Genomic DNA, 26,283 nt, shown 5'->3' with positions numbered 1-26,283 from the left:
TTCGATCGGCGGTGATCCGTTCCATATCACCGCCGTTGGTGATGGGTGGATGCCAGCTAAAGCATCCACCATGAGTCTCAGGCCTTCGCTTCGGTGATGGAAGCTTCGGCGGCTTCAACCACGTGTTCCGCGGTGATGCCGAGGTCAACCATGTTCTGTGCGCCGTCGCCTTGGAGACCAAAGGTCTCGATGGATACGGGCTTGCCGCAGCTGCCGAGGTACTTGTACCAAGCATCGCGATACCGGCTTCCACGGAGACGCGGGCTTTGACGGAAGCAGGGAGGACGGATTCGCGATAGTCCGCATCCTGCTCCTCGAACCACTCCATGGAGACCATGGAGACCACGCGAGCCTTGATGCCCTTGTCTGCCAAAGTCTTCGCCGCAGTCACGGCCCACTGCACTTCGGATCCGGAAGCCATGATGATTACGTCGGGCTCGCCTTCGGTGTCGACAAGCACATAACCACCCTTGCGTACGCCTTCACGCGCCTTATCGGCGGTCTCAGCTAGTGCCGGGACACCCTGACGAGTCAGGATCATGGCTGTTGGCAAGGTGTTCTTCTTCTCGAAGAAAGCACGATACGCTTCGGCAGTCTCGAACTCATCCGCAGGCCGAACGACTTCGACGTCGGGCATGGCGCGGAAGGCAGCCAAATGCTCGATTGGCTGATGTGTCGGGCCATCCTCGCCCAGAGCGACGGAGTCGTGGCTCCATACGTACAGGTTCGGAATCTGCATAAGCGCAGCCAGACGGACGGCCGGACGCTCATAATCGGAGAACTGGAAGAAAGTGCCTCCGAACGGGCGGGTGTCGCTGCCGAGCAGGATTCCATTGGTAATGGCACCCATGGCGAATTCGCGTACGCCGAAGTGCAGCTGACGGCCGTATTCGTTGCTTTCGGGCCATGTACGAGTGGCGTCATGGGACGGTCCGAACGAAGTCGCCCCCTTGAGATTGGTGTTGTTGGAACCACCAAGATCGGCGGAGCCGCCCCACAGTTCCGGCATGACTTCCGCGATGGCGTTGAGAACTTGGCCAGAAGCCTTGCGGGTGGCGACCTTGTCTCCGGCCTTGAATGCGGCGATGGCCTTGTCGATGGCCTCGTCGAATCCTTCGGGAAGCTTTCCTGCATGGATGCGGTCATATAGCGCAGCCTTGTCCGGGTTGGCTTGGCGCCAAGCATTGTAGCGCTCATCCCATTCCTTGTGAGCGGCAAGACCGCGGTCGGCCACCTCGCGAGCATGTGCCAAGGCCTCTTCGTCGACAAAGAAGTCCACGGAGGGATCGTAGCCGAGTTCCTTCTTGAGTCCGGCCACGGCTTCGGCTCCCAGCGCTGAGCCGTGCGAGGATTCGTCATTGGTTTTGCCTGGCGTCGGCCATGCGATGAGTGTGTCCACCTTAATGAACTTCGGGCGGTCGGTGACCTGTTCGGCCTTGTCGAGTGCCGCGGCCAAAGCCGCAACATCCTCCTTGTACGTTCCGTCGGGCTGGATGAAGCTCACTTCGTCCGTGTACCACCCGTAGGCCTCATAGCGCTTGAGGATGTCCTCGGAGAAGGTGAGTTTGGTGTCGCCTTCGATTTGGATGTGGTTCGCGTCGAAAATGACCGTCAGGTTGCCCAGTTGCTGGTTGCCGGCCAAAGAGCTGGCTTCCGAGGAGACGCCTTCCTCGACGTCGCCTTCGCCACAGATGACCCATACCTTGTGGTCGAACGGAGAGGTGCCCGCAGGGGCGTTCGGATCCAGCAGCCCGCGCTCGAAACGCTGGCCATAAGCGAAGCCGACAGCGGAGGAAAGACCTTGCCCAAGGGGTCCAGTCGTCATCTCGATGCCGGGGGTCAAGCCCACTTCAGGATGGCCTGGGGTGCGGGTGTCCGCACCGCCCCTGAAGTACTTCAGATCGTCGATGGTCAGGCCATAACCGGAGAAATACAGCTGGACGTATTGCGTGAGGGAGGCATGCCCGCCGGAGAGAATGAAGCGGTCACGGCCTTCCCATTTGGGGTCGTTTGGATCGTGCTTGATGTAACGCTGATACAGTGTGTAAGCAATCGGAGCCAAGGAAATCGGGGAACCGGGGTGTCCGCTGCCGGCCTTCTCCACTGCGTCCGCAGAGAGGGCCTTCGCCATCTTGACGGCGCGCTCATCCAAATCCGACCAGGTGAAATCGGTCATAACTTGCTTCTTTCCTTCCAATATTGTTGAAGTGGCGGAGGAGTGGCTGAGCCAAACCTTGCTCGCTCACATTACGTATCAATCGTAACTATCACGGGCGACGAGATATTCAAGGAATTGGCGTGTTTGCGAGGCATTCTCTTTGTTAACGCTCACAGCGTATATGGGTTTCCACATTGTACTCCTCTGATGACGAACATCATTAGCACTCGGTTCCGAGGAGTGCTAATACAGAACCATGAGCTTATGAAGTTCGTCTTCGGTTCTTCCGTTTTCAGGTTCAGGCCTGGATGTGGTTCACCGATGCCGATTCCTACGGTGTGCGCATGCCGCTATGGGAATTGTGAGCGTGCATGGCCATGAGCTTGGGGTTTTGATGCTGAAGGGAGGAGGCCTATGGGTCAGCCGAGACGCATGCTGGTGTTGCGCGCCGTGGTCGAGGACTACATACGTTCGCAGGAACCGGTGGGGTCCACGACCTTGGCGCAACAGCACCATTTTGGTGTCAGCCCCGCGACGATACGTAACGACATGGCGGTGCTGGAAAGTGAAGGTTACCTCGAACAACCCCACACTTCGGCGGGTCGTATTCCCACCGACCGCGGCTACCGCTATTTCGTCGACCAGCTTTCGCGGCTTGTTCCGTTGTCGCGGGCGCAGCGGACGGGCATTGCTACGTTTCTTTCGCGTTCGGTCAGTCTTCAGGACGCCCTACGACGTGCGGCGCGTCTCCTGGCCGCCATCACCGGTCAAGTCGCTGTGGTCTCCTCACCCGCTTTGGCACGGTCGCGGATGCGCCACATAGAGATAGTGCCGCTCGCTTCATCCATTTTCCTCGCAGTGGTCATCACGGACGCAGGTAGTGTGGCACAGCATACGTTCCACGTCCATTCCATGCCGGCGGCCGATGAAGTGAATCAGCTGAGCGTGCTGATCAACAGGCAGTGCTTTGGCATGCCCCTTCGCGAATCGGCGGAGCATATCCGATCGCTGGCTTCGGCCTCGCAGACCTCCCAAGGCAGGGTCTTCGTTGACGAGCTCGCCCGTACGCTCGAGAGCATGTCAGCCGATGAGGAGGCAGGTGAGGAGCTTTACATGGCTGGCACTTCGCAGCTGGCGCACCGCAACGCGTCCGCGGATTTAGGTCCGTTGTTTGATGCTCTTGAGGAACAGGTGGTTCTCATCCATCTTATGAGTGACATGAGCGAGGAACAGAGCGAAGTCAACGTGGCCATCGGTTCCGAGACACATACGCCGGGATTGCTCAAGGCTTCCGTGGTCACGAGCGGGTATGGACGGCGTGCCGGCGAATCTCGGGAAACCGGCGAAAGCCGGATGGGGGACATGGATTCGACACCGGTGGCGTTCGTGGGTTCCATCGGGCCGACGCATATGGATTACGCCGCCACTATAACGGCGGTGCGGGCGGTGGCCCGTTATCTTACGCGGTTCGTGTCGAATCAGGGAGTCGATGATGCTTGAGCTCCTCCGGCCAAACGGTCAATGTGTTGCAAGAGGTTCGAACCAAAGTGCGGGAGGTTGCCATGCATGGTGACGAACCCTTGTGGCACAATTGCTTCCGGGGTCGTTGCTCCGAACTCCATCGCCACATGCGGGGAGGCGAAGGACGAATGACCCGCAGCGCATGCTCGATATACAGACAGACAAACGATTGCAAGGAATCAAGGAACGGCAGTGGCGGATTACTACGAAGTGCTCGGTGTTGACAGATCGGCGAGCGAGGATGAGATCAAAAAGGCCTATCGCAAGATGAGCCGTAAATATCATCCCGACATCGCCGGTCCGCAGTACGAGGATAAATTCAAGGAAGTCAACAGCGCCTATGAGGTGCTGAGCGATCCAGACAAACGGCGGATGTTCGACCAGGGAATCGATCCGAATGACCCCAATGCCGCTGCGGGCTTCGATGCTTCCGGCTTCGGTGATATGGGTGACATCTTCGGTCAGTTCTTCGGCAACGCGTTCGGTGGCGGATCAGGTCCCACCCCACGAACACAGCCCGGACGCGACGCACTTTCCAGCGTTGGTATAGATCTCAGGACCGCGGTCTTTGGCGGCACCGAGCAGGTCAAGGTCAACACCTTCGGTGTCTGCCCCAAGTGCGGCGGCTCAGGCACTGCGGACGGCAAGCAGCCCGTCACATGTCCGGACTGCCATGGCGCAGGTAAACGACAGAAGGTCGTGCGCACCATGCTCGGGCAGATGATGACGACGGCGCCCTGCGAACGCTGTGAAGGTCATGGAACGATCATCGACAACCCTTGTGCGCAATGCCAAGGTCATGGGCGGGTGTCCATCACACGGACCATCGGAGTCGCCATCCCGGCCGGCATTGCGGACGGAACGCGCATCAGGCTTCAGAATCAGGGCGAAGTCGGCGAGGGTGGTGGTCCGGCCGGTGATTTGTATGTTGATGTCCACATCAAGCATGACCGTCAATTCACGCGTGAAGGGGACGACCTTCATTGTTGGATCCAGATACCGATGAGCTGGGCGGTGCTTGGTCATGAACTCGACATCAACACCTTCGACGGCGACAAAACATTGACGGTGCCGCAGGGATGCCAGCCTGAAGACACGATTTCCCTGAAGGGCCTGGGCGTTGCGAAACTGCGCAAGCCTGAGGAGCGTGGCGATCTGGTGGCGCATATCACGGTGCAGATTCCCACGAAGCTCAACGAGCGTGAGACCGAGCTTATCAGTCAGTTCTCACAGTTGCACGATGCCAACGCCAAATCAGTTGGGCAAACCTCCAAGCCGGCGAACTCGCGCAAGGGGTTCTTCAGCAAGCTCAAGGATGCCTTGAGCTGAAAGTTGTGACGGTTTTTGTTTGTGGGTCGATGGGGTGTCCATCGACTAGGCGCCGGCCGTCCGCCAGTGCCTTCGCGCATCCTTATGTCGGTTGATTCTGATCGGTGAATGGAGATCCCTGCCGGATGGCGAGGTATGGCCTTTGTCAGACAAGCAGGGAGCGGCACATCGATCGGTACTGGCTTACATATCCGCCTCCGAAGAAGACGCAATGACCGGCGATGGGGTAGAGCTGCCAGAGTGTGACACGTTGGTCGAACCCCTTCTTGAGCGGGTGTGTCGATTGGTAGCCATCCATGATCTCACCGAGATAGGGCATGCCGAACAAGTGGAGCATGGCCAGATCTTCTTCGCGATGTCCTCCGTGGGCCGCGGGATCTATGAGAACGGCGCGTGTTCCGTGATCTTCTCCCTCCTGTGTCCACATGACGTTGCCGCTCCATAAATCGCCGTGCACGCGGGCGGGTTTGTCGTTCATGGCAGGGCCGATGAGCTCCGGCAGGGAATCCACGATTTCCTGGGTCATCGCAAGGTCGGCGTCATCGAGTTCTCCGCGTTGAATGCCCAGCTTCACCATGGGCAGCAACCTTCCTTGCCCGTAATACGCGGCCGGGTCGGTCCACTCTCCCGTATCCATCGCAACAGGGTCATCCAAAGGACCGAAATAGCATGTCCCGTCGTATCCTGCGGGCGCCGAACCGAAGAACGGGGCACCGGCGTCGTGCATGCGGCTCAACGCCGCTCCGAAATTGCGAGCGGCGGCCGGCGTAGGTGAAGCGGAATTAACTCGTTCGATGTCAAGATATCCCTTTCCCCATTCGTACACGTCCACAACGCGGGGCCCGCCGTTAGCCTGCGCTTCGCCGAGCCACTGCAGCCCGCGTCCCTCACATTCGAAAAAACCTTCTGGGGCGAACGCCCTCTGTTTTCGATATACTGCCATCTTCCCCTCACTTCCTCGTACATTACGGGCAGGCAGTTCAGCTGCGGAACTCACTGTCCTAATCTTGGACTTCATTGTGCTTGCCGCAGCAGACAAGCAAACCGGAACACGCGTGTGGAGGTGGTGACGGACGTTGCCCGCCCCTCGCAGCCGCGCATGGTTCCGTTGTCATCGCTCGGAATGTGCAAGCGCGAGTTCCGGATGCTTTCAATGCGGTTCGTATACGTTCTGACGCACCGTGGCAAGTCCCGCGACGCTGATTGGGCAACGTTGCCGGTCCGTAGTATTCTAAAAGCCCACAACGGAATACCCGCATGTTGTCGGTGTGGGCAGATCGGTCTGTTTCGTGTCAGCAAGTGTTTTAGAAAAGGGGAGTCAATGAATTTCTTCCAGGCCATCGTCCTCGGGCTTGTCCAAGCGCTAACCGAGTACCTTCCCGTCTCGTCAAGCGCCCATATCCGCATCGTAGGGGAGTTGATGCTTCATAACGATCCTGGCGCAGCGTTTACGGCCATCATCCAGTTGGGTACCGAGCTGGCGGTTATACTGTATTTCCGGCACGACATCATCCGTATCCTGTCCCATTGGTTCTCCTGCCTGTTCGGACATAACGGCACCGATTGGAGGGACCGATTGGGCAGGGGTGACCAGGATGCCACATTCGGTTGGTATATCATCATCGGTACCATGCCGATTCTGATCGTCGGCCTGTTGTTCCAGCACACCATTGAAAGCACCTTACGCAACCTATGGATCACTGTAACGGTGTTGCTGCTTTTCGGCGTCATCCTTTGGTGGGTGGACAGCCGCTTCCCTCAAAAGAAGACAATCAAGGAGATGAACGCCAAGGAGGCGCTTCTCTACGGGGTTGGTCAGATGCTGGCCCTCATCCCGGGGGTTTCTCGTTCAGGCGGCACAATCACCTTTGGACGTGCTATGGGTTATACCCGAGAATCTGCGGTGCGCGTCAGCTTCATCATGGCGATACCGGCGGTCTTCGGTTCTGGCTTGTTGGAAGCGTTCAAGGCGTTCACGGATTATAAGAGCGATCCGATGTTTCCTGGATGGGGAGCCACGATTGCGGCCACGTTGGTGAGTTTTTTCGTGGGCTACATCGTCATTATCGGTTTTCTGAAGTTCGTTTCCACATTCTCCTATAAGGTCTTTGCCGTGTACCGCATCGCGCTCGCGGTGCTGGTGGCGGTATTGCTGCTGGCCGGAATCATACCTGCGGCACCGAGTGCAGCCCTGTCCTTGGGGGTGTAATCAGGGGAGATGAGTTCGATATGATTCGGGTCGGATATGCGAAGCGCCCCCCACAGGGGTTCGCTTCGCATATCCGACTTTGTGTTCAATGTTTCTAAAGTCGTTTTCAGGTCGTGCTGAGAATGGACTTGAAAATCAGGAGGATTGCGCCGGTTCCCGTCATGTCTTCGCCCCGCAGATAAATCGATGGCAGAAAGTGCGACTTGCCGGTGAACGGAACGGCCTTCGTCAGAGTGTCGTGGAGCTATCGGGTATCCTTCAGAAGGAATTGTGCCTGTCCAAAAACTCCTCGGCCTCTTTGATGAGCTGTTCGGCCTCCGGTTTCCCTATTTCATCGGAAAGCCCGCGTATCTGCATCTCCTGATCATAGTTCTGTTCCATGTGGTGTACGTAGTCCTTAAGTTCGTCGTTGCAACTGACGAGCATTGATGCCTGGGCTTTCCATATCGCTGATTTCTTGGGAAGCTGGCCTTCGTCAAAAGCTAATCCCGTAAGTAGGGAAAGCCTGCGTAGAATCTGCAGCGTTCCCTGCGGACACTCGTCGGTTCCCAGGTACTGTGGCACGGAGACCCATAGGGCCGATGAATCTAGGCCTTCATTGCTTGCCATGATATCCAGAATGGTCGTGATTCCCGCAGGACCGTCGTGCGTGTCGTCACTGCAGTCGGCGTCGTCTGCGGCAGCTGAGAGAGCCGTGTTCATCCGCTCGGAAAGATGCGTCTCCTCAAGCGGCAGCTGCCGGGTATGGGGCACCTGTGCGAACATGGAGCCTAGAGTGATGATGCGGCTGACATCGAGCTCCTCGGCTATGCGCATGCTCCTTTGGCAATACTCCATCCATCGGTAATTCGGTTCAGGAGCGAGTTGCGCATAAAGGTGGCGTCCGGAAGGCATCGCTATGTCGTAGAAGGTGGTCTCCGGCCAGATGATTCGTGGCACGCCGGTGACGTTGCATACCATCGGCCTGGACACCTGATAGTCATAGAAACTGTCGGAACTGATACTTCTGATTTCCTGTGCATCATATACGTCCACAAGGTGTCTGATCACATTGGTCGCGGCCCGGCTTGCGTCATTCCATCCTTCGAATGCGCAGATGAGCGTCGCTCCCTTGGTCTTCTCTTTTTGCCTCATGCTTATAATGTAGCTGTCGCTGCGGCATGACATTCAAGCCTTATGCCATTGGTGAAGATGTCATCATTGCCGGATGGTCGTTGAAACGCATGACCCGGCGGCGTTTCCTTCGGTCCCGTCGAGGCATGTGGGCGCAACGACACGCAGGGCTTGGCAATGGTCCGGATTGAGTATATAGTTATCTCTCGTGCTCTGGTGAGAGATCATCAAGACAGCGCGGACATAGCTTAGTTGGTAAAGCGCGACCTTGCCAAGGTCGAGAGCGCGGGTTCGAGTCCCGTTGTCCGCTCTAGGTCCGAGGAGTTGTAACGACCTTACGGTGGGTTAGCCAATCGGTTAGGCAGCGGCCTGCAAAGCCGTATAGACGAGTTCGACTCTCGTACCCACCTCGAAGCCGGGAGAGACAACCTGACTTCACACAGACCTGGGCGGTTGGCGCAGAGGTAGCGCACTTCCCTGACACGGAAGGGGTCACAAGTTCGAATCTTGTATCGCCCACGTAGCGGAGTCTTCCGCATACGTGAAGCATGGGTGATTAGCGCAGCGGTTAGCGCACTTCCCTCACACGGAAGGGGTCGCTGGTTCGATTCCAGCATCACCCACCATGGTTGCATGTGTCGCTATGAAGTGAGCCATATTTCAACACGCCGTTTGGTAGGCTTGAACGCCGGCGTTTCTCATCTAGAATTGATATTGCTTGGGTTCGATTCCTTTGGGCGTGGCGGTGATGGCGTGCCAAGGGAGCAGTCGTCCCACGGCAAGGAACAGCCGCTGAAACCCGTCAGAAGATTGAGAGAGTCCTTCATGTATGTAGACCCGAAGCGCAACCTAAAATCAGGAAACCTCAAATGGGTCTGGCCGTATTGCAGGCCCGACCTGCCGCGGATCTTTGGATCGGTCGTGCTGTTCGTCGTCAACGACACCATGGCCATGATCGTGCCTTTGCTTATCGGAGCGCTTGTCGACCAAGTGATCACGCAGCGTCATGTCGATCGTCTGACGCACTTTTGCATGCTGATGATCGTCGTCACCGTTGTGCGCGTGGGATCACGCTACGGCTATCAGATGTGGATGGAACGTTTCGGACAGAATACCGTCTTCCGTTTGGTAAGCGACGAGTATGAAAAGCTGCATGAACTCGACTTCACCTTCTTCAACCACACCAGCAACGGCGATATCATGAGCCGTATGACTTCCGACTCGGACGCCATACGCCACTTTGTCAGTTGGGTCACCTATCAGATGCTTGATGCGGCCGTCATGTTCGTGGCATCCCTGATCATCATGTTTTCCATCGATTGGAGACTGGCGTTGGCGTTGGCCTGTACGACGCCGTTCCTCTTCTTCCTCGTTCGAGGGCTCTCCAAGCACGCCAATCCCATTTTCTACTCGATACGTAACTCCTTGGCGAGCTTAAATTCCATGGTGGAGGAGAACATCGAAGGCAACCGTGTGGTCAAGGCATTCGTGCGCGAGGATTACGAAACCGGTAAATTCGATGAACGCAACGCCGATTACATGGAAAGGAACATGGATTCGGCCCGCAACTCCAGACACTATATGCCTTGGCTTGACGGCATCGGCTTCTCGCTGCAGCTGATCACCCTCGGCCTGGGTGGTTATCTTGTCATCAAGGGGAACATGACGTTGGGCAATCTCGTCAGTTTCAACAGTTTCCTATGGATGATCGACGGGCCGGTGCGCCAATCCGGGTGGCTGATCAACGACTGGGAGCATTTCAACGCCAGCTGCGTCAAGATACGGCGATTGCTGGGTGCGCATTCGAAGATCGTCGAGAAACCTGATGCCGTCGAAACCGTCAAGCAGGCAGCCTCGATCCAGGCACAGGTCAGCTCGGGGCCTCAGACCAATCCCGATCGGATCAGCGGCGAAATCCGTTTCGATCATGTGAGCTTCGCGTTCCCGGATGATCCGGGAACCCCGATACTCAAGGATCTCGACTTTTTCGTACCGGCTGGTTCCAAGCTGGGTATTCTGGGGGAGACGGGTTCCGGGAAATCCACGCTGGTCAACCTCATTGCAAGGTTCTACGACCCCACTGTGGGGCATGTTGTCATCGACGGCATCGACGCACGCGACTGGCCTCTGTCCACGTTGCGAAGCCAGGTCAATATCGTGGCTCAGGACACCTTCCTGTTCTCAGACACGATCGGGGACAACATCGGCTTCGGCGTCAGCTCTCAAGGTCCCGCCGATTCCAATGGTGGGGATTTCCAAGGTTCGTCCAATCCCGAGTACATACGCCATATGGCTGACATAGCAGGCGCCGACGATTTCATTCGCGCGATGCCGGAGGGCTATGACACCGTGGTCGGAGAGCGTGGTGTGGGGCTTTCGGGCGGTCAGAAGCAGCGTTTGAGTCTGGCCCGTGCATTGGCCGACGACCCATCCATCCTGATCATGGACGACACCACCTCGGCAGTTGACATGGAGACCGAGGCCGAGATCCAGGAGCATCTCAAGAACCTGGAGAATCGCAAGACCATCGTGACGATAGCACATCGCATCTCTTCAATCAAGGATGCCGACCTGATTCTTGTGCTCGAGCACGGGCGCATCGTGGAACGCGGCGACCATGCGTCCCTGGTCGCGGCGCACGGGCGGTACTGGGAGATATACCACAAACAACTGGGGTTGCAATCAGGACAATCCCAAGGCTTCGAGAGCTGAGGGAGGGGAAACATGGCACAGCGTAACACTTATCGGCAGGACGAGGAACTCGAAGAGAAGGTCAATCTTCGCGACATCCTTCGTGTGGCCGCTTATCTCAAACCATACAAAGGCCGTGTGGCCCGCATCCTTGCGGTGGTCATTTTCATGAGCTGCATCAATGTGACGGTGCCGTATCTGACCAAGATCATGATCGACACCGCCATTCCGAACAAGGATCTTTGGCAGTTGGAACGTCTCGCCGGATTGTTCGCCGTTCTCATCGTGGTATTCGAATTCGGCCTGCGTTACCGCACCCTTGAGATAACGCGGGTCGGGCAGTTGATGCTCAAGGACATGCGTCGAGACCTCTTCACCCACATCCAGAAACTGCCATTCAGTTATTTCGATTCGAGACCGCACGGGAAGATTCTGGTTCGTGTGGTCAACTACGTCAACACGCTCTCCGATACGCTTTCGTCGGGTCTGATCAATGTGATTGCTGATGTGTTCACATTCATCATCACGCTGTTCGTCATGATCTTCATCGACTGGAGGCTTACTCTGTGGAGCCTGGTGCTGTTCCCGCTGCTCATCATCTGGGTACGCGTACTCCAGGTTCTGCAGCGACGCGCCTACCAGAAGCTTTCCAACAAGCAGAGCAACCTCAATGCGTACATTCATGAGTCGATCGCCGGAGTGAAGACTACGCAGACCTTCGCCCAAGAGAAAAAACAGTACCTGACGTTCCAGGAGCAGCAGGATTCGGTGCGTACCTCGTGGATGAACGCCGTGCATCTGCAAAGTCTCATGTGGCCGGGAGTCGAGGTCATTTCCACATCCACAATCGCATTCATCTATTATGTGGGAGTCATGGGATTCGGCGGCGTCTCGGTCACCACCGGCGTCCTCATCGCTTTCGTCGGCTACGCCAACAACTTTTGGAACCCAGTCATCAATATCGGTAATTTCTATAATCAGCTGATTACCTGTTCGGCGTACCTTGAGCGCATCTTCGAGACCTTGGATGTCAAGCCCGAAATCGCTGATAAGGAGGGCGCGATCACGTTGCCCCAAATCCGTGGCAAAGTCGACTTCAACAATGTGGTGTTCCGCTACGAACAGGGTGGACGCAACATCCTGAACCTTGTGGACTTCCATGTCGAGCCCGGCCAGACCATAGCCCTTGTCGGGCCTACCGGGGCGGGGAAGACGACGATTATCAACCTACTTTCACGCTTCTATGATGTCTCCGAAGGGTCTGTGACCATTGACGGGTATGATGTGCGTGACGTGACGCTGCAATCGCTGCGCAGACAGATGGGTGTCATGTTGCAAGACACATTCATTTTCTCCGGAAACATCAAGGAAAACATCCGTTACGGCCGTCTGGATGCCACTGATGAGGAGATACGGGCTGCCGCCAAGGCGGTGCACGCAGATGAGTTCATCATGGAGCTGCCCGATGACTACGACACGAGAGTTGAGGAACGGGGGTCCACCCTTTCGGCTGGGCAACGGCAACTGATCTCATTCGCTCGTGTGCTGCTCGCCGATCCGAGGATTCTGATTCTGGACGAAGCCACCAGCAACATTGACACCAGGACGGAGGAAGCGCTCCAGGCCGGACTGAACCATCTGCTGGTCGGACGCACGAGTTTCATCATCGCACATCGTCTGTCCACCATCGAGAAAGCCGACGAGATCTTCTACATCGACCACGGACAGATAGTGGAGCATGGGTCGCATGAGGAGCTCCTCAAGAAAAAGGGCGCCTATTACCGACTCTACGAATCGCAGTATGTCATGGTCCGCGTAGACAATGGAGCGCAGGCATGAGTTGTCGCCTTTGAAACCCTGGTCGTATCGTGCCCTCGGTCGTCACCAGTCATGTATCCGCATGGTTCGCGACTTCGCTGAGCGCTGATAACTCTGGAATATGCCGTGCAAGTGCTTGAAATTCCATCCTCTTGCCGTATGGTGGGTAAGTAAATTAATTAAATAGAAGAATTTCAGGTGTCCATTTTGCAGGCAGATTGACATTGACACCATAGCTGACCGAATCTGAAAGGCCAGGGTATATGACGACAAAACAGAACATAAAAGAAACAATCGAAAAAGACACGAACGCAAACGTCTCCGGGGATCACTTGCGGCATCGCACTGAGGGAGGGTCCTTGAGACCCGAGCCTTTGCACGATGCCGAAGTTGCGATGGAAGGGCGACGTGGTACCGGGTGTCTCCGCACTATTCCGCAGGAAGCCTGGCATCACATCAGCGCCGAACAAACCCTTGATCTGTTGGCCACCGGCACCGACGGTCTGGACGATGCGGAGGCGGCGCGGCGTAGGGAGATATCGGGGCCCAATGCGCTCGCCCAAAGCGAAGGCAAACCCAAGTGGAGACTGTTTGTCGAACAGTTCAAAAGCCCTTTGATTGCAGTGCTCATCGTGTGCGGCGTCATTACACTGCTGCTGCGTCATATCGTGGACGCAGCGGCGATTTTCGTCGTGCTGCTCCTCAACGCCGTCATCGGCTTTTATCAGGAAATCAAAGCCGGCAACGCCGTCGATGCGCTTTCGTCGCTTTCCGCCCTCACCTGCCGTGTGGTTCGTGACGGGCAGATGTGTTCGATAGACGCCGACGATCTTGTCGTAGGGGATGTGGTGGCCTTGGAAAGCGGTGACCGCGTGCCGGCGGACGTCAGGCTTTACGAGACAAATCATCTGCGTATCGATGAGGCCATGCTCACAGGTGAGAGCGAGGATGCCAAAAAGTCCACTGAATCGTGTGATGAGGACGCCTCATTGGGCGATCAGGTCTGCATCGCCTTTTCCGGAACGATGGTGACCAGCGGCCGCGGTCGTGGCGTGGTCGTCGCCACAGGCGAGGACACCGAGTTGGGGGCCATCAACGAGCTGTTGCACGACACGGATACCACTACTCCGCTGGAGCATATCGTTCACCGTGCCGAGAAGGGGATATCCATCGCCGTGGTTCTCGTGGCGCTGTTCGTGTTCGTGGGTGGCTCCATCATCAATGCGGATGTTACGGGTTCGTTCCTTTCCGCCGTTTCGCTTACGGTTGCGGCGATGCCGGAGGCTCTGCCGATTGTTCTGACCGTGGCGATGTCTCTCGCCGTTTCGCGCATGGCCAAACACAATGCTATTGTGCGCACGTTGCCTGCGGCTGAGACGCTTGGCTCCACAACGGTGATCGGTTCTGACAAAACCGGTACGCTTACCCAGAACCGAATGACCGTCGTGAAGGCCTGCGTCGGTGTCGAAGATCTCGTGGATGTGGCGAATGGTGAGGCGGCTGTTTCGGATTACGGCTTGGATGAGGGACATGCACAGGACGGTGATGTCCTGTCGCCGCAACGCAGGCAGTCTTTGCTTCGGCTGCTCAAGGCTGGAGCGATGACGAACGAAGCGCAACGTGGTACCGATGAGCATGGTCTCAGGGTCTACAGCGGAGATGCCGTCGATATGGCGATGGCTCGGGCCGCTGACGATAGTCAGGCGGTGAGTGACGATGATCTGCGCAGTTCCGTGGTCGTCGAGATGCCATATGAGCCTGAGCTTAAATATTCGATGTGCGTCAGGCGCGATTCGGACGGCGGTTTCACTCAGTACGTCAAAGGCGCTCCGGACACTGTGGCGGGCATGTGCACGACGATGCTTGCCGGCCCGGGGGCCGTTGCTGGCTGTGTTCCCGTCGCGGATTGCGAGCACACTGCGGGAACAGATGAGGTCATCGCCATGGATGACGACCGTATGGACGCCGTCTACGAAGGAATGGGAGGCTTGGGTCTTCGCGTCATTGCGGTCGCTGAAAAGCGCCTTGACGCGGAGGAGGCAGCCTCGATGCGTTCCAACGAGCAGTCGGCGACTTGCGAACAGCCGTCGGGGATGACGTTCCTCGGTCTTGTAGGCATGATCGATCCGCCTCGTGAGGGTGTGAAAGAGGCCATTGCCAAGTGCCAGGGCGCCGGCATAGACGTGAAGATGATCACCGGCGACCACCCCCTTACCGCACGTGCAATCGGGAGGAGTCTGGGACTGACGCACACCGACGAACCCATAACCGGTGCGGAGATGGGGCATATGAGCGACGAGGTGCTCAAGGCTCGCCTTAACGAGACCTCGATAGCAGCGCGTGTATCGCCGCAAGATAAATTGAGGATTGTCGAGACCTTGCAGGACGCGGGTCATGTCGTGGCGGTCACCGGTGACGGTGTGAACGACGCGCCGGCCCTCAAGGCGGCTTCGGTGGGTATCGCCATGGGGAAATCCGGCACCGACGTGGCGCGTCAGTCCAGCGACGTGATTCTCACTGATGACAATTTCGTCACGATTACACAGGCAATCGCTCAGGGGAGGGTCACATTCAAGGCCATACGCGGATCGGCGTTCTTCTTACTCTCGACCGCTTTTGCGGCCATGCTGGCCGTGGCGGTGAACATGCTTGCCGACATGCCGATGCTGTTCATGCCCCTGCAGATGCTCTGGATCAATTTCGTCACCAACGGAGTGCAGGACATAGCTTTAGCCTTCGAACCGGGCGACGGCGATGAACTCTCGCTTCCTCCCCGCGACCCCAAGGAAGGTCTGCTTTCACGCACGATGTGGCTTCGCACCGCCTTATGTGGGCTCTACATGGGAATATGTGTCCTCGTGACCTTCGACGTGATGGTACGTCACGGTGCGGAGGTCATCATGGCCCGTACGGTGGCGCTGACACTGCTTGTGCTGTTCAATTTCTTCATGTCGCTGGCGGCAAGAAGCGAAACCGTCTCTGTGTTCCGTCTCAGCCCCATGCGCAATCCCTTCCTCATGATCGCAGCTGTGTGCGCTCTTGTGCTTCATGCCGCCGCGATGTACTTCGTTCCGGTTGCAGGAGTGCTCGGCGTCGTGCCTCTTTCGGGAAGGCAATGGTTGTTCTGCCTGGCACTCGCGTTCACGGTGTTGCTGCTCAGTGAGGGTGATAAGCTCGTCCGCAGGAATGCCATGCGGAGGTGAGAAAGCATGCTGGCGCGTCTGTCTTTCAGACGCGCCACGCTGAATTGCGTAAAATCAGACGATGCAGTAGACTTCTTACTGTTGTCTTTGCGGACATAGCTTAGTTGGTAAAGCGCGACCTTGCCAAGGTCGAGACCGCGGGTCCGAGTCCCGTTGTCCGCTCCATCGTATCGGTGTTGTTTCGATTTCCTCTATGACATTGGAGGAGTGTCCTGTTTTGTATGGTTTCTAAGGTTCCGTCGAAACCGGGTGTTCGGCTATTCTGGGAGAAGTGTTATCCCGGTAACTGATGTCGTCGATACTAGTGTGCCGTCATTCGCAGAACTCCTTTGCCCATTGCGGGTACTCTTCGTCAGCACAGTGCCGATGACGGGCTGCGCAGTGTCCGGCGTGCACAGGGCCGGCTCAGGGCATATGCCCGTGAAGTCTTCGGTTGTCGCCGTTGGCACATATCGTGTTCAATAGAAACATCGTCCAGGCCTGCACCCGTAACGCGGACCCTGAAAGCAAGAGGACAACCATGGCTGAACCGACCATCTTCATCACAGTGAACGGCGAGAAGAAGGAGGTGCCGGCCACGTCGACCGGCACTGAGCTTTTCGCCTCCGACAAAGACATCATCGCAGTAAGGATCAATGGGAAGAACCGTGATTTGTACACGGCGCTTGATGACGGTGACGTCGTCGAGCCAATCACATTGGAATCCGAAGACGGCTTGGCCATCATGCGCCATTCCGCGACGCACGTCATGGCGCAGGCTGTTCAGGAGATCTGGCCTGAGGCGAAGTTGGGCATCGGCCCAGCCATAGAAAATGGGTTCTATTATGATTTCGATGTCGAAAAGCCGTTCACTCCCGACGATCTGAAACAGATCGAACAGCGCATGAAGAAGATCATCGCCTCAGCGCAGTCTTTCCGCCGACGCGTCATCTCCAAAGATGCGGCCAAGGCCGAGGAGGTGGATCAACCGTACAAGCTTGAGCTCATCGACAAGAAGGAGGATGAGATCGACGAGACCGTCGGCACTGAAGTTCCCAATTTCGGGGAACTCACCATGTACGACAATCTCGACCGTGAAGGCAGGCGTGTGTGGACTGATTTATGCCAAGGGCCGCACCTGCCCAACACGCATTTCATCAAGGCGTTTAAGCTTGAGCGTGCGGCTGCGGCCTATTGGCTTGGTGACGAGCACAATCCGTCCATGCAACGTATCTACGGCACCGCATGGGCTACCAAGGACGATCTCAAGGCCTACCAGACCCGTATGGAGGAAGCGGCCAAGCGCGACCACCGCAGGCTAGGACAGGAGATGGACCTGTTCTCGTTCCCCGAGGAGATAGGGCCCGGCCTGCCTGTGTTTCACCCCAAGGGCGCTGCGGTCATTAACGCCATGGAGGACTATTCCAGGGAGCAGCACCGCAAGAACGGTTACAGCTTCGTTCAGACGCCGCACATCACCAAAGGCGGCCTCTATGAAACCAGCGGACATCTTCAGTGGTACAAGGACGGCATGTACCCGCCGATGCATCTGGACGAAGAACGTGACGCCGAGGGCAACATCACCAAACAGGGTTCGGATTATTACCTCAAACCCATGAACTGCCCGATGCACAATCTCATCTTCAAGTCACGTCAGCGCTCATATAAGGAGCTGCCGTTGCGTCTCTTCGAGTTCGGAACCGTCTATCGTTATGAAAAGAGCGGTGAGGTTCACGGCCTGACCCGCGTACGTGGTTTGACTCAGGATGATTCCCACATCTACTGCACCAGGGAGCAGATGAAGGACGAACTCAAATCCATATTGAATTTCGTTCTCGGGCTGCTTAAGGATTTCGGCCTCAATGACTTCTACCTCGAGCTTTCCACGAAAGACCCCGACAAATTCGTCGGATCCGATGAGATATGGGAGGAGGCCACGTCAACGCTCGAGCAGGTGGCTAAGGAATCGGGCCTCGAACTTGTGGACGATCCGGGCGGTGCCGCGTTCTATGGCCCTAAGATCTCCGTACAGGCCCGCGACGCCATCGGCCGTACTTGGCAGGTCTCTACGATTCAGTTGGATTTCAACTTGCCCGAACGCTTCAAACTGGAGTATGTGGCAGCCGACGGCACCCATCAGCGTCCGGTCATGATTCACCGTGCGTTGTTCGGCTCGATCGAACGGTTCTTCGCCATCCTGCTTGAGCACTACGCGGGCGCCTTCCCTGCTTGGCTGGCACCGGTGCAGGTCACCGGCATACCGGTCGCGGATGAGTACAATGCTTATCTCAAGGATTTCATCAGGTCCTTGGAGAGTGAACTGGTTCGTTGCGAGATCGACTATTCCGATGACCGATTCGGCAAGAAGATACGCAACGCCTCGAAGTCCAAAGTGCCTTTCACGCTCATCGTCGGTGAGGAGGATCAATCCAAGGGGTCGGTGAGTTTCAGATTCCGGGACGGCAGCCAGCTCAACGGCGTTCCCCGTGAAGAGGCGAAGGCCCGTATTCTGGATGCCATCAAACGCCGCATCCAGGTCAATTCCGCGGACGATTTTTCCAGTACCGCTGCCAACCTTCGATAAGAACGACGATACGGATTACTTATGCTAGAAAAGCTCAGGCCGTGGTTCAAACGCCTCATCCAGCCGATTGCCAAGGGTCTTGTGGCCTTGGGGTGTACAGCTGACATGGTCACTGTGATTGGGGCGGTGGGAACCATCGTGGTCTCCATTGCCACCGGCGTCACCGGTTGGTTGGTGCCGGGATCGATAGTGCTGGCCTTGTTCGTGGTCTTCGATTCGCTCGACGGATCTGTGGCGGCGTTGACCACGGGAGGTACCAAGTTCGGCGCCTTTCTTGACTCAACACTTGATCGGATCGCGGACTGGGCCGTCCTCATCGCCGTGGTGCTCTATTTCCTGCTTCACGGAGGGATGTCCCTCAGTGAGGGGGCGGTCACCAAGGGGGATGTCGTGGCATGGGTCGGCATCGCGGCGTCCCTGTATGCCATCATGACTTCGTTGGTGACTTCGTATGCCCGTGCTCGGGCCGAATCCGTGGGGTACGAGGCGAAAAACGGTGTAGCCACACGAAGCGACCGGCTCGTCATCATTCTGGTGGGCATGCTGCTTTCTGGGGTATTTGGCAATCCTGCGTGGCTCATGGTGTTCCAAGTCGTGCTTGCGGTCCTTGGCACGATTACGGTGTTCCAACGCATCCTCGAGGTCCGCAGGCAGATGCGCGCCGATGGTGAATGAGATCGCGGACCAGCATCATTCAATCAGGTCAAAGTCCATGTTCAACCGTTTCCTCGTTTTTCTGGCGAAGCATCCGCATGTCATCCCGGAGCGCATGTTGCGCGGTCTGTTTCTTGTTGCGGCAGATGTTGCGTGGTTGTTCGATGTGTCCGGCGTGCGTCAGCTTGAACGTAATCTCAACCATGTCCTTACGTCCGCCAACGATGGCCGCAGACCGTCCAGAAGGCAGCTTCGACGTGTTTCACGTCAGGGGATGCGCTCGTATTTCACCTATTTTGCCGAGGCCATGACCGTTGGTGCGCAAAGCACCCGACGTCTTCTCGCGCGTACGCGACCCGCGGGTCCGGGGTATCCCATAGCCCGGAAGGTGACGCATGAACAAGGCCTTTCAATCCCCATTGCCATAGGGCATCAAGGCAACTGGGATTACGAGGGGCTTCTGGCGTCGAACAGACTCGCTCCGGTGACGACCGTGGCGGAGCGGCTCAAAGATGACGAGCTGCTGAAGACTTTCATCGATATCCGTAAACGGGTGAGCATAGACGTGTTGCTGACCGGCACCCCGCATCTTACCGAGAAGCTCGAAAAGATACTGACCGGCACCCATGCGTCGGTGCCGTTGATGGGGGATCGTGATCTGGGCCCCAATGGTGAGTTCGTCGAGGCGTTCGGGTCAATCATCCGCGTTGCCCGTGGGCCTGCCACTCTCGCTCTCGACACGGGGCTTCCGTTCTTCGTGGTCACCATGTACCGAGAGCGTCTGCATGGCAGACGCCGTAAAGAGGCGGGGATATCCCAAGGCTATGTGGTGTATATCAGTGAGCCGTTGGATATTGCAGCCATGCGATCGTTACCGCGTGAGGAAGCGATTCATGCGATTTCCCAAGCCTGGGTTGACGAGTGGAGCAAGGCGATCAAAGCGCATCCTCAGGATTGGCACATGCTTCAACCTATTTTTTTGGAGGACCTCGATTTCAGCCGTCTGCGCAATGTTCCTCAAACCGTGGTGGATCGCCTGGATGACCGCCAGCGCTCGCAGCTTAGGGACCAGGGGTGATGCGACGCTCGGATTCGTGATGTGTAGCCAGTCTCCGCGGCCATATCGGGGGCGTGTTGTGCGGTTCAGGAACCTCGTCTTCAATGCACCGTGTCCGGATTTCAAGCTTGAGGTAATATGTTGTCAATGAGTATAAACGACGAGAGCGGCAATATCCCAGACGAGTACGACGGGGGTCCGCTGCCTGAGTCAGGCGCCGTGCATGGTGCGGATCCATTGCATGGCAGGAAACTTCGAGTCGGCATCATTTCGCCCTATTCATTCGAGACTCCGGGAGGAGTTCAATTCCATATCAGGGATTTCGCGATTGAGCTGATGAAACGCGGGCATAGCGTCGAAGTGCTGTCGCCGGGGCGTCGGACCGCTGAGATGCCGTTGTGGGTCACCACGAATGACTCGTCGTTCTCAGTGCATTACAACGGTTCGGTGGCGAGGCTGAGCTATTTCGGGGTGGTGGGTCCCAAGGCCAGAAAGTGGGTAAGACAGGGGCATTTCGACATTGTTCACCTGCACGAGCCGGAAACGCCTTCGCTCAGTCATAAACCACTGACGATGCTGCATCATCCACCCTTCGTGGGTACGTTTCATTCCGCTTTCAACCGTTATCCCCTTGCATTAAAGGTGTTCGGTAACTATCTGCGAGGGTATCTCAGACCTCTTGCGGCGGGAATCTGCGTAAGCCCGGCTGCGTACGACACGATGCGGCATTATGCGCCCTCTGCATTGGATGTCAGCGTCATTCCCAATGGCATCTATACCAGGCAATTCGCCTGCGCTCCGGTCAGGCGTGAGTGGCTGGGCACTCCGGATCGGCCGACGATTGGTTTCCTGGGTCGTACTGGCGAATCGCGAAAGGGCTTCGACGTGTTTGTGCGCGCCGCTCAGAAAGTATTGGAACGTTATCCTCACGCACGTTTCCTGTGCGCCGGTGATGGGCAGGAGGATGGCCGCAGGATACTCGCGAAGACTGATCCCAGTGGCTCCCTGGAGAGGCATTTCGAATTTCTTGGACGTATCAGCGATAAGGATAAAGCGAGTTTTTATCGTTCGTTGAGCGTTTACGTTGCGCCGCAGACCGGTGGAGAAAGCTTTGGCATTGTACTCGTGGAGGCCATGGCTGCTTCATGCGCTGTGGTCGCTTCGGATCTGGACGCCTTCCAGGCGGTCTCCGAGAACGGACGCGCTGCGGCGTTGTTCGCCAATGGAAAAGGCGACGACTGTGCCGAGCGCGTCTGCACGATTCTTGCCGATGGCGAGTATCGGAAAAGACTGCAGAAAAACGGTTATGAACGTTCCCTCACCTACGATTGGGGGAGGGTCACCGATCAGGTGCTTGAGGTTTATGCTCGAGTCTTGTCGTGAAAGTGCCATAGAATTTGTACGTTTAACGTATCCGTATTCCTACTAGGAGCAATATGTCAGGGCATTCCAAGTGGGCGACCACCAAAAACAAGAAGGCCGCCATCGACGCCAAGCGTGGCAAGCTGTTCGCCAAGCTCATCAAGAACATTGAGATCGCGGCCCGTCAGGGCGGTGGTGATCCCGATGGTAATCCGACGTTGTATGACGCCATCGTCAAGGCAAAGAAATCCTCCATGCCCGCCGACAACATCAAGCGTGCCGTGAAGCGCGGTTCGGGTGAGGAGGCAGGTGCAGCTAATTACGAGACTATCGTGTATGAAGGCTACGCTCCCGCCGGCGTTGGGCTCATCATCGAGTGCCTGACGGATAACCGTAACCGTGCCGCGGCCGACGTGCGTTCGACCCTCACCAAAGGCAATGGTTCCTTGGCGACGAACGGCGCCGTAAGTTTCAACTTCGAGCGCAAAGGTCAGATTATCGTGCCTTCTGAGGGCGTTGATTACGACAAGCTATTCGAACTCGCCGCCGAGGCTGGCGCCGAGGACGTGGTCGATGATGGCGACGTGTATTCGGTGGTGACCGGTCCTTCGGACATCGTGCCGGTGCGAGAGGCGCTGCAGAAGGCCAATATTGATTATGATTCGGCCGATTTGGTCATGTTGCCTGACAATGAGGTCGAGCTCGGCCTTGAAGATGCACGCAAGGTCTCCAAGCTCATCGACAACCTCGACGATCTCGACGATGTGCAGAACATCTACAGCAACTGGACCGCTTCAGACGAGGTCATGGCTCAGTTGGATGAGGATGAGTGATGATCATCCTTGGCGTTGATCCCGGGCTCACGCGCTGCGGGGTCGGCGTGGTTGAAGCCGGCGCCTCGCGCCGGCTTTCGTTTATTCATGTGGATGTCGTGCGCAGTGACCCCCATATATCCCAGGATTTGAGGTTGCTTGCCGTCTATAACGGGTTGGCGGCGAAGATGGAGCGTTTCTGTCCGGATACGGTTTCGATCGAGCGGGTGTTCGCGCAGGAGAATCGCAACACGGTACTTGGTACGGCCCAGGCCGCCGGCATGGCGATGCTGGCGGCGGCTCAACGAGGGATTCCTGTGGCATTGCATACGCCGACAGAGGCCAAGATGTCCATCACTGGCAATGGCAGGGCTCCCAAGATACAGGTAGAGCGGATGGTGGCCCAATTGCTGGGATTAAGCCAGATACCGCAACCTGCGGATGCCGCCGATGCGCTTGCGCAGGCCATATGCCATGCCCTACGTCCTGCGGGAGCATTGCAGGGCGGCGAGCGAGAGCAGCATCTTACTTTGGCGCAGCGGCAGTGGGCGGACGCAGCCCACCACGCAAAGGCTTCGAGACACACACGAGGTGTCGACCGAGGCATGTAGACTCGAACATATGTTCGAGTCCTGTCGCGCCTTTGTTCGCGGTATGGCATCGGATGCGGCGCATCACGTCGTTTCCGTCGGGGTGAGACCATGCAGGGTCGTGCATCTCCGAATGTGGAATTGGCTTTCATGCGCCATGCTGCTTCATAGGTTCAGGAAAGGCGGTATAGGCATGATAGGGACGCTTTCGGGGCAAGTCGAATCGGTCCTGAACGACGTGGTCGTGTTGGACGTGCATGGTGTCGGCTATGAGTTACGCATGCCGAGCGCCGATGTCATGACGCTGCGTATCGGGGAGCAAGTGAAAGTATTCACCGCCCTCAATGTTTCACAGGACGCGATCACCTTATATGGCTTCATCGGAGAAGAGGAGAAACGCATGTTCCTCAGTCTGCAGAAGGTCAGTGGAATAGGTCCACGGGTGGCTTTGTCCCTGCTCGCCACGTTGCCGCCCGACAGGCTCGCACAGGCGGTGACGCAAGGTGACGCGGCAGCCTTGTCCAAAGCGCCCGGACTTGGCAGGAAAGGTGCGCAGAAAATCATCCTCGAACTCAGCGGCAAGCTGAACATGAGCCCGAAGGATCAAGGTGGGAGAATGTCAACGGGATTTGACGAGGGCATGCTCAAGGTTATTGAGGGTTTGCAATCGTTGGGGTGGCACGAAGAGGATGCGGCGCACGCCGTGGAGGTCGTCTGCAGGGAACAGGGTTACGGTGAGCATTTGAAGGAAGTTGACATACCAAAGGTACTTAAAGCGGCTCTTTCGTCGTTGGATCGGGGGCTGTGATGGTATCACCTCAACAATATCGCACCGATGGGGCAGTCCGCGGAGGTGCTTCCGAAGGTGCAATGGGTCGGGAGATGACTTCGCAGAGTGCCATGCAAGGCAACTCGGAGGCGAACGAAGTTTCGTTGCAGGCCATTTCGGCCGTTCCGCTAGACAACGAGCCCGTCAGTGAGGAGGAACTTCGTCCGCAGGCGCTTGGCGGTTTCATTGGGCAGCCCCAGCTGAAGGCTCAGCTTCAACTCTTCCTCGATGCGGCGCGAAAACGTGATGTGCCTCCGGACCATATTCTTTTGGCGGGTCCTCCAGGACTGGGCAAGACCACGTTGGCCATGATCGTAGCCAATGAACTCGGCGTCCCCATTCGCATTACCAGTGGTCCCGCAGTGCAGCACGCCGGTGATCTTGCCTCCATCCTCAGCTCACTTGACGCGGGTGAGGTGCTTTTCATAGACGAGATACACCGACTTCCTCGGGCCGCGGAGGAGCTGTTGTACATCGCCATGGAGGATTTCCGAGTGGACGTCATGGTTGGCAAAGGCCCTGGCGCCTCATCCATACCGCTCACCCTACCTCGTTTCACGGTGGTAGGGGCTACGACCCGAGAAGGCATGTTGCCTTCCCCGTTGAGGGCTCGATTCGGCTTCACCGCGCACCTGGATTTCTACCCCTCAGAGGAGCTCGAAAAGCTCATTGAGCGATCAGCCGCCGTTCTCGGAGTCGACCTTGCTCCAGGATCGGCTCAGCAGCTTTCCCTGCGTTCGCGCGGCACACCCCGCATAGCCAATCGTTTGTTGCGCCGTGTTCGCGACTGGGCCATCGTACATGAGTTGGACGTCGTGAAACCTGATGATGTGAAGGAGGCGTTGTCGCTTTACCAGATTGACTCTGAAGGGCTTGATCGTTTGGATTTGGCGGTGCTCAACGCCATCGTGCGTAATTTCGACGGCGGCCCCGTGGGTCTGAACAACCTCGCCGCCATGGTAGGAGAGGAATCCGAAACGGTGGAAACCGTGTGTGAACCGTATCTTGTGCGTGAAGGGTTCCTCATGCGTACACCAAAAGGTCGTGTGGCGACGGACAAGGCGTGGATCCATCTGGGTCTGACGCCTGGCGGGGATGTCAGCAAGCTATCCTAGAATTTCTTAGTTGGGCGTTATATCAGTCCACCGTATGAAATCGTTCCAAGGAGTGTGAAGTGGACCAAAGTATGTTGTTCATGCTGATCATCATTGTCGTCATGGTGCTCATGATGTGGTGGTCGACCAGGAAAAACAAGCAGCAGCAGTCCGAGGTGAAGAACTTTCGCGAGTCCCTTCAACCTGGCACCCTGGTGGTGACCATCGGGGGAGTGATAGGCAAGGTCGTTTCCATAGATACGAAATACGAGGAGATCGTCCTTGATTCGGATGGGTCGCTACTTCGTTTCCGGCTTTCATCGGTCAGCAAGGAATATGTGCGTCCGGCTTTCATCGATGATGAGGATGTCGATGCGGATGGCAATCCCATCGTGGATGACGCTGCCTTTGATCAGGACGAGCAGGAACGGGCGCAGTCCCAAGGCACTCAGTCCGCTCAGATCTCGCGCGATTCCTCAGACAATGATGAATCCTCGCATGGCGATGCAGATGGGAGTGGCTTCGATCGAACGGATGACGGCGATTCCCAGGTGCCGGACAAAGGTGAGTAAGATACCATTATTCCCGACAGGGAGAATCCCGATGTGCCGCTACGTTCGCATTCGTAGCGGCGTTATGCATCGCTGACATAGGAAACCATACTTCTCAATTCAAAGGTAATCATGACAGATACGGATATCACCATTAACAAGCTCGCTGCGGTAGGTGAGCAGGATGCGCAATATCTGGTTTCGAAAATACGTACAATTCCGGGATTCCCCAAAGAGGGCATTGTGTTCCGTGATTTCCTGCCGTTGATGGCGGACGCGAAGGCCTTCTCCATCATGATCGACGCTCTGGAAAAAACGCTTCCCGTGCCCGTCGACGACATCGATTACATCGCGGGTCTTGAGGCAAGAGGGTTCCTTGTGGGCCCGCCTCTGGCGGCACGTTTGGGCAAGGGGTTCCTCGCCGTGCGAAAGGCAGGCAAGCTTCCCCCGGAGACGCTCAAGGAGAACTATTCACTCGAGTACGGTGACGCAGCGATCGAAATCGAGCAAGGCATCATTCGGCCGGGCGACACGGTGCTTGTGGTCGATGATCTGGTTGCCACCGGAGGCACCGCCCAAGCGGCGACGGATCTCATCCGAAGGGCAGGCGGTCAGGTTGTCGGGTTCAGTTTCGTCATGGAACTCGTCGGCACCGATGGAATGAAGAAGCTTGGTGAACTCCCCACGACGTCGCTGCTTACGATGCCCGCTTGATCGTTTTCGCAACTG

At 56.9% G+C, this 26,283-nt stretch carries 18 protein-coding genes, 5 tRNA genes and 1 pseudogene; 21 read left to right on the top strand and 3 right to left on the bottom strand.

The window, feature by feature from the left end:
- Positions 1-77: 77 nt before the first annotated feature.
- Positions 78-2,176, bottom strand: a pseudogene (gene tkt / locus BBOMB_RS02835) (transketolase).
- A gap of 396 nt (positions 2,177-2,572) precedes the next feature.
- Between tkt and hrcA the strand changes: the two are divergent.
- Positions 2,573-3,658 carry a heat-inducible transcriptional repressor HrcA gene (gene hrcA / locus BBOMB_RS02830; protein ID WP_044086761.1) on the top strand — a complete coding sequence of 362 codons (1,086 nt, stop codon included), beginning with the start codon at positions 2,573-2,575 and terminating at the stop codon, positions 3,656-3,658.
- 213 nt (positions 3,659-3,871) lie between these two features.
- The gene (dnaJ, locus tag BBOMB_RS02825; RefSeq protein WP_044086760.1) at positions 3,872-5,008 is read left to right on the top strand and encodes a molecular chaperone DnaJ; all 1,137 of its coding nucleotides are present in this window, start codon (positions 3,872-3,874) and stop codon (positions 5,006-5,008) included.
- Positions 5,009-5,153: 145 nt separating this feature from the next.
- On the opposite strand, the gene BBOMB_RS02820 is transcribed toward dnaJ, so the two are convergent.
- Positions 5,154-5,951 carry a fructosamine kinase family protein gene (locus BBOMB_RS02820; RefSeq protein ID WP_044086758.1) on the bottom strand — a complete coding sequence of 266 codons (798 nt, stop codon included), beginning with the start codon at positions 5,949-5,951 and terminating at the stop codon, positions 5,154-5,156.
- Positions 5,952-6,329: 378 nt separating this feature from the next.
- Between BBOMB_RS02820 and uppP the strand changes: the two genes are divergently transcribed.
- On the top strand, positions 6,330-7,217 hold the full coding sequence (gene uppP, locus BBOMB_RS02815) for an undecaprenyl-diphosphatase UppP (RefSeq protein ID WP_044086756.1): 888 nt from the start codon (positions 6,330-6,332) through the stop codon (positions 7,215-7,217).
- 258 nt (positions 7,218-7,475) lie between these two features.
- Here the strand turns inward: uppP and BBOMB_RS02810 are convergent, their stop codons facing one another.
- On the bottom strand, positions 7,476-8,351 hold the full coding sequence (locus tag BBOMB_RS02810) for a PAC2 family protein (protein WP_044086754.1): 876 nt from the start codon (positions 8,349-8,351) through the stop codon (positions 7,476-7,478).
- 216 nt (positions 8,352-8,567) lie between these two features.
- Here BBOMB_RS02810 and BBOMB_RS02805 point away from each other — a divergent pair.
- The 18 genes from BBOMB_RS02805 (at position 8,568) to BBOMB_RS02720 (ending at position 26,268) form a co-directional block, all read left to right on the top strand.
- A tRNA-Gly gene (locus BBOMB_RS02805) sits at positions 8,568-8,640 on the top strand.
- A gap of 29 nt (positions 8,641-8,669) precedes the next feature.
- Positions 8,670-8,740: transfer RNA gene (locus BBOMB_RS02800), tRNA-Cys, on the top strand.
- 37 nt (positions 8,741-8,777) lie between these two features.
- A tRNA-Val gene (locus tag BBOMB_RS02795) sits at positions 8,778-8,849 on the top strand.
- 31 nt (positions 8,850-8,880) lie between these two features.
- Positions 8,881-8,956 (top strand) — tRNA-Val (locus tag BBOMB_RS02790).
- A 127-nt stretch (positions 8,957-9,083) separates the two neighbouring features.
- A complete protein-coding gene (locus BBOMB_RS02785) occupies positions 9,084-11,042 on the top strand; it encodes an ABC transporter ATP-binding protein (protein ID WP_161787692.1) in 1,959 nt (652 codons plus the stop codon).
- Between the two features lie 12 nt (positions 11,043-11,054).
- Positions 11,055-12,860, top strand: a complete 1,806-nt coding sequence (locus BBOMB_RS02780; protein ID WP_044086752.1) for an ABC transporter ATP-binding protein — start codon at positions 11,055-11,057, stop codon at positions 12,858-12,860.
- Between the two features lie 242 nt (positions 12,861-13,102).
- Positions 13,103-16,042 (top strand): cation-translocating P-type ATPase, encoded by a 2,940-nt coding sequence (locus BBOMB_RS02775; protein ID WP_238549860.1) that lies wholly within the window; start codon positions 13,103-13,105, stop codon positions 16,040-16,042.
- Between the two features lie 89 nt (positions 16,043-16,131).
- Positions 16,132-16,207 (top strand) — tRNA-Gly (locus BBOMB_RS02770).
- 355 nt (positions 16,208-16,562) lie between these two features.
- Positions 16,563-18,605, top strand: coding sequence for a threonine--tRNA ligase (gene thrS, locus BBOMB_RS02765; protein ID WP_044086966.1), 2,043 nt, complete (start codon positions 16,563-16,565; stop codon positions 18,603-18,605).
- 21 nt (positions 18,606-18,626) lie between these two features.
- On the top strand, positions 18,627-19,280 hold the full coding sequence (gene pgsA, locus BBOMB_RS02760) for a phosphatidylinositol phosphate synthase (RefSeq protein WP_044086750.1): 654 nt from the start codon (positions 18,627-18,629) through the stop codon (positions 19,278-19,280).
- A complete protein-coding gene (locus BBOMB_RS02755) occupies positions 19,270-20,337 on the top strand; it encodes a phosphatidylinositol mannoside acyltransferase (RefSeq protein ID WP_462138047.1) in 1,068 nt (355 codons plus the stop codon). Before pgsA ends, BBOMB_RS02755 begins: the two co-directional genes overlap by 11 nt.
- A 126-nt stretch (positions 20,338-20,463) precedes the next feature.
- Positions 20,464-21,699 carry a glycosyltransferase family 4 protein gene (locus BBOMB_RS02750; protein ID WP_081867373.1) on the top strand — a complete coding sequence of 412 codons (1,236 nt, stop codon included), beginning with the start codon at positions 20,464-20,466 and terminating at the stop codon, positions 21,697-21,699.
- A gap of 53 nt (positions 21,700-21,752) precedes the next feature.
- Complete coding sequence (locus BBOMB_RS02745) at positions 21,753-22,511, top strand: YebC/PmpR family DNA-binding transcriptional regulator (RefSeq protein ID WP_044086747.1); 759 nt, start codon at positions 21,753-21,755, stop codon at positions 22,509-22,511.
- A complete protein-coding gene (gene ruvC / locus BBOMB_RS02740) occupies positions 22,511-23,101 on the top strand; it encodes a crossover junction endodeoxyribonuclease RuvC (RefSeq protein ID WP_044086745.1) in 591 nt (196 codons plus the stop codon). The genes BBOMB_RS02745 and ruvC overlap by 1 nt, the downstream gene beginning before the upstream one ends.
- Positions 23,102-23,273: 172 nt before the next feature.
- Entirely contained in the window at positions 23,274-23,888 is a 615-nt protein-coding gene (ruvA, locus tag BBOMB_RS02735; protein ID WP_044086960.1) for a Holliday junction branch migration protein RuvA, read from the top strand.
- Positions 23,889-23,962: 74 nt separating this feature from the next.
- A complete protein-coding gene (gene ruvB / locus BBOMB_RS02730; RefSeq protein ID WP_152570108.1) occupies positions 23,963-25,024 on the top strand; it encodes a Holliday junction branch migration DNA helicase RuvB in 1,062 nt (353 codons plus the stop codon).
- Between the two features lie 71 nt (positions 25,025-25,095).
- Positions 25,096-25,575 (top strand): preprotein translocase subunit YajC, encoded by a 480-nt coding sequence (yajC, locus tag BBOMB_RS02725; protein WP_081867249.1) that lies wholly within the window; start codon positions 25,096-25,098, stop codon positions 25,573-25,575.
- 111 nt (positions 25,576-25,686) lie between these two features.
- Positions 25,687-26,268: an adenine phosphoribosyltransferase gene (locus BBOMB_RS02720; protein WP_044086743.1), complete on the top strand. Its 582-nt coding sequence runs from the start codon at positions 25,687-25,689 to the stop codon at positions 26,266-26,268.
- Positions 26,269-26,283: the final 15 nt, after the last annotated feature.

Source organism: Bifidobacterium bombi DSM 19703, assembly GCF_000737845.1.
GTDB classification, from domain to species: domain Bacteria; phylum Actinomycetota; class Actinomycetes; order Actinomycetales; family Bifidobacteriaceae; genus Bifidobacterium; species Bifidobacterium bombi.
This window is presented reverse-complemented; position numbering and strand designations above follow the sequence as displayed.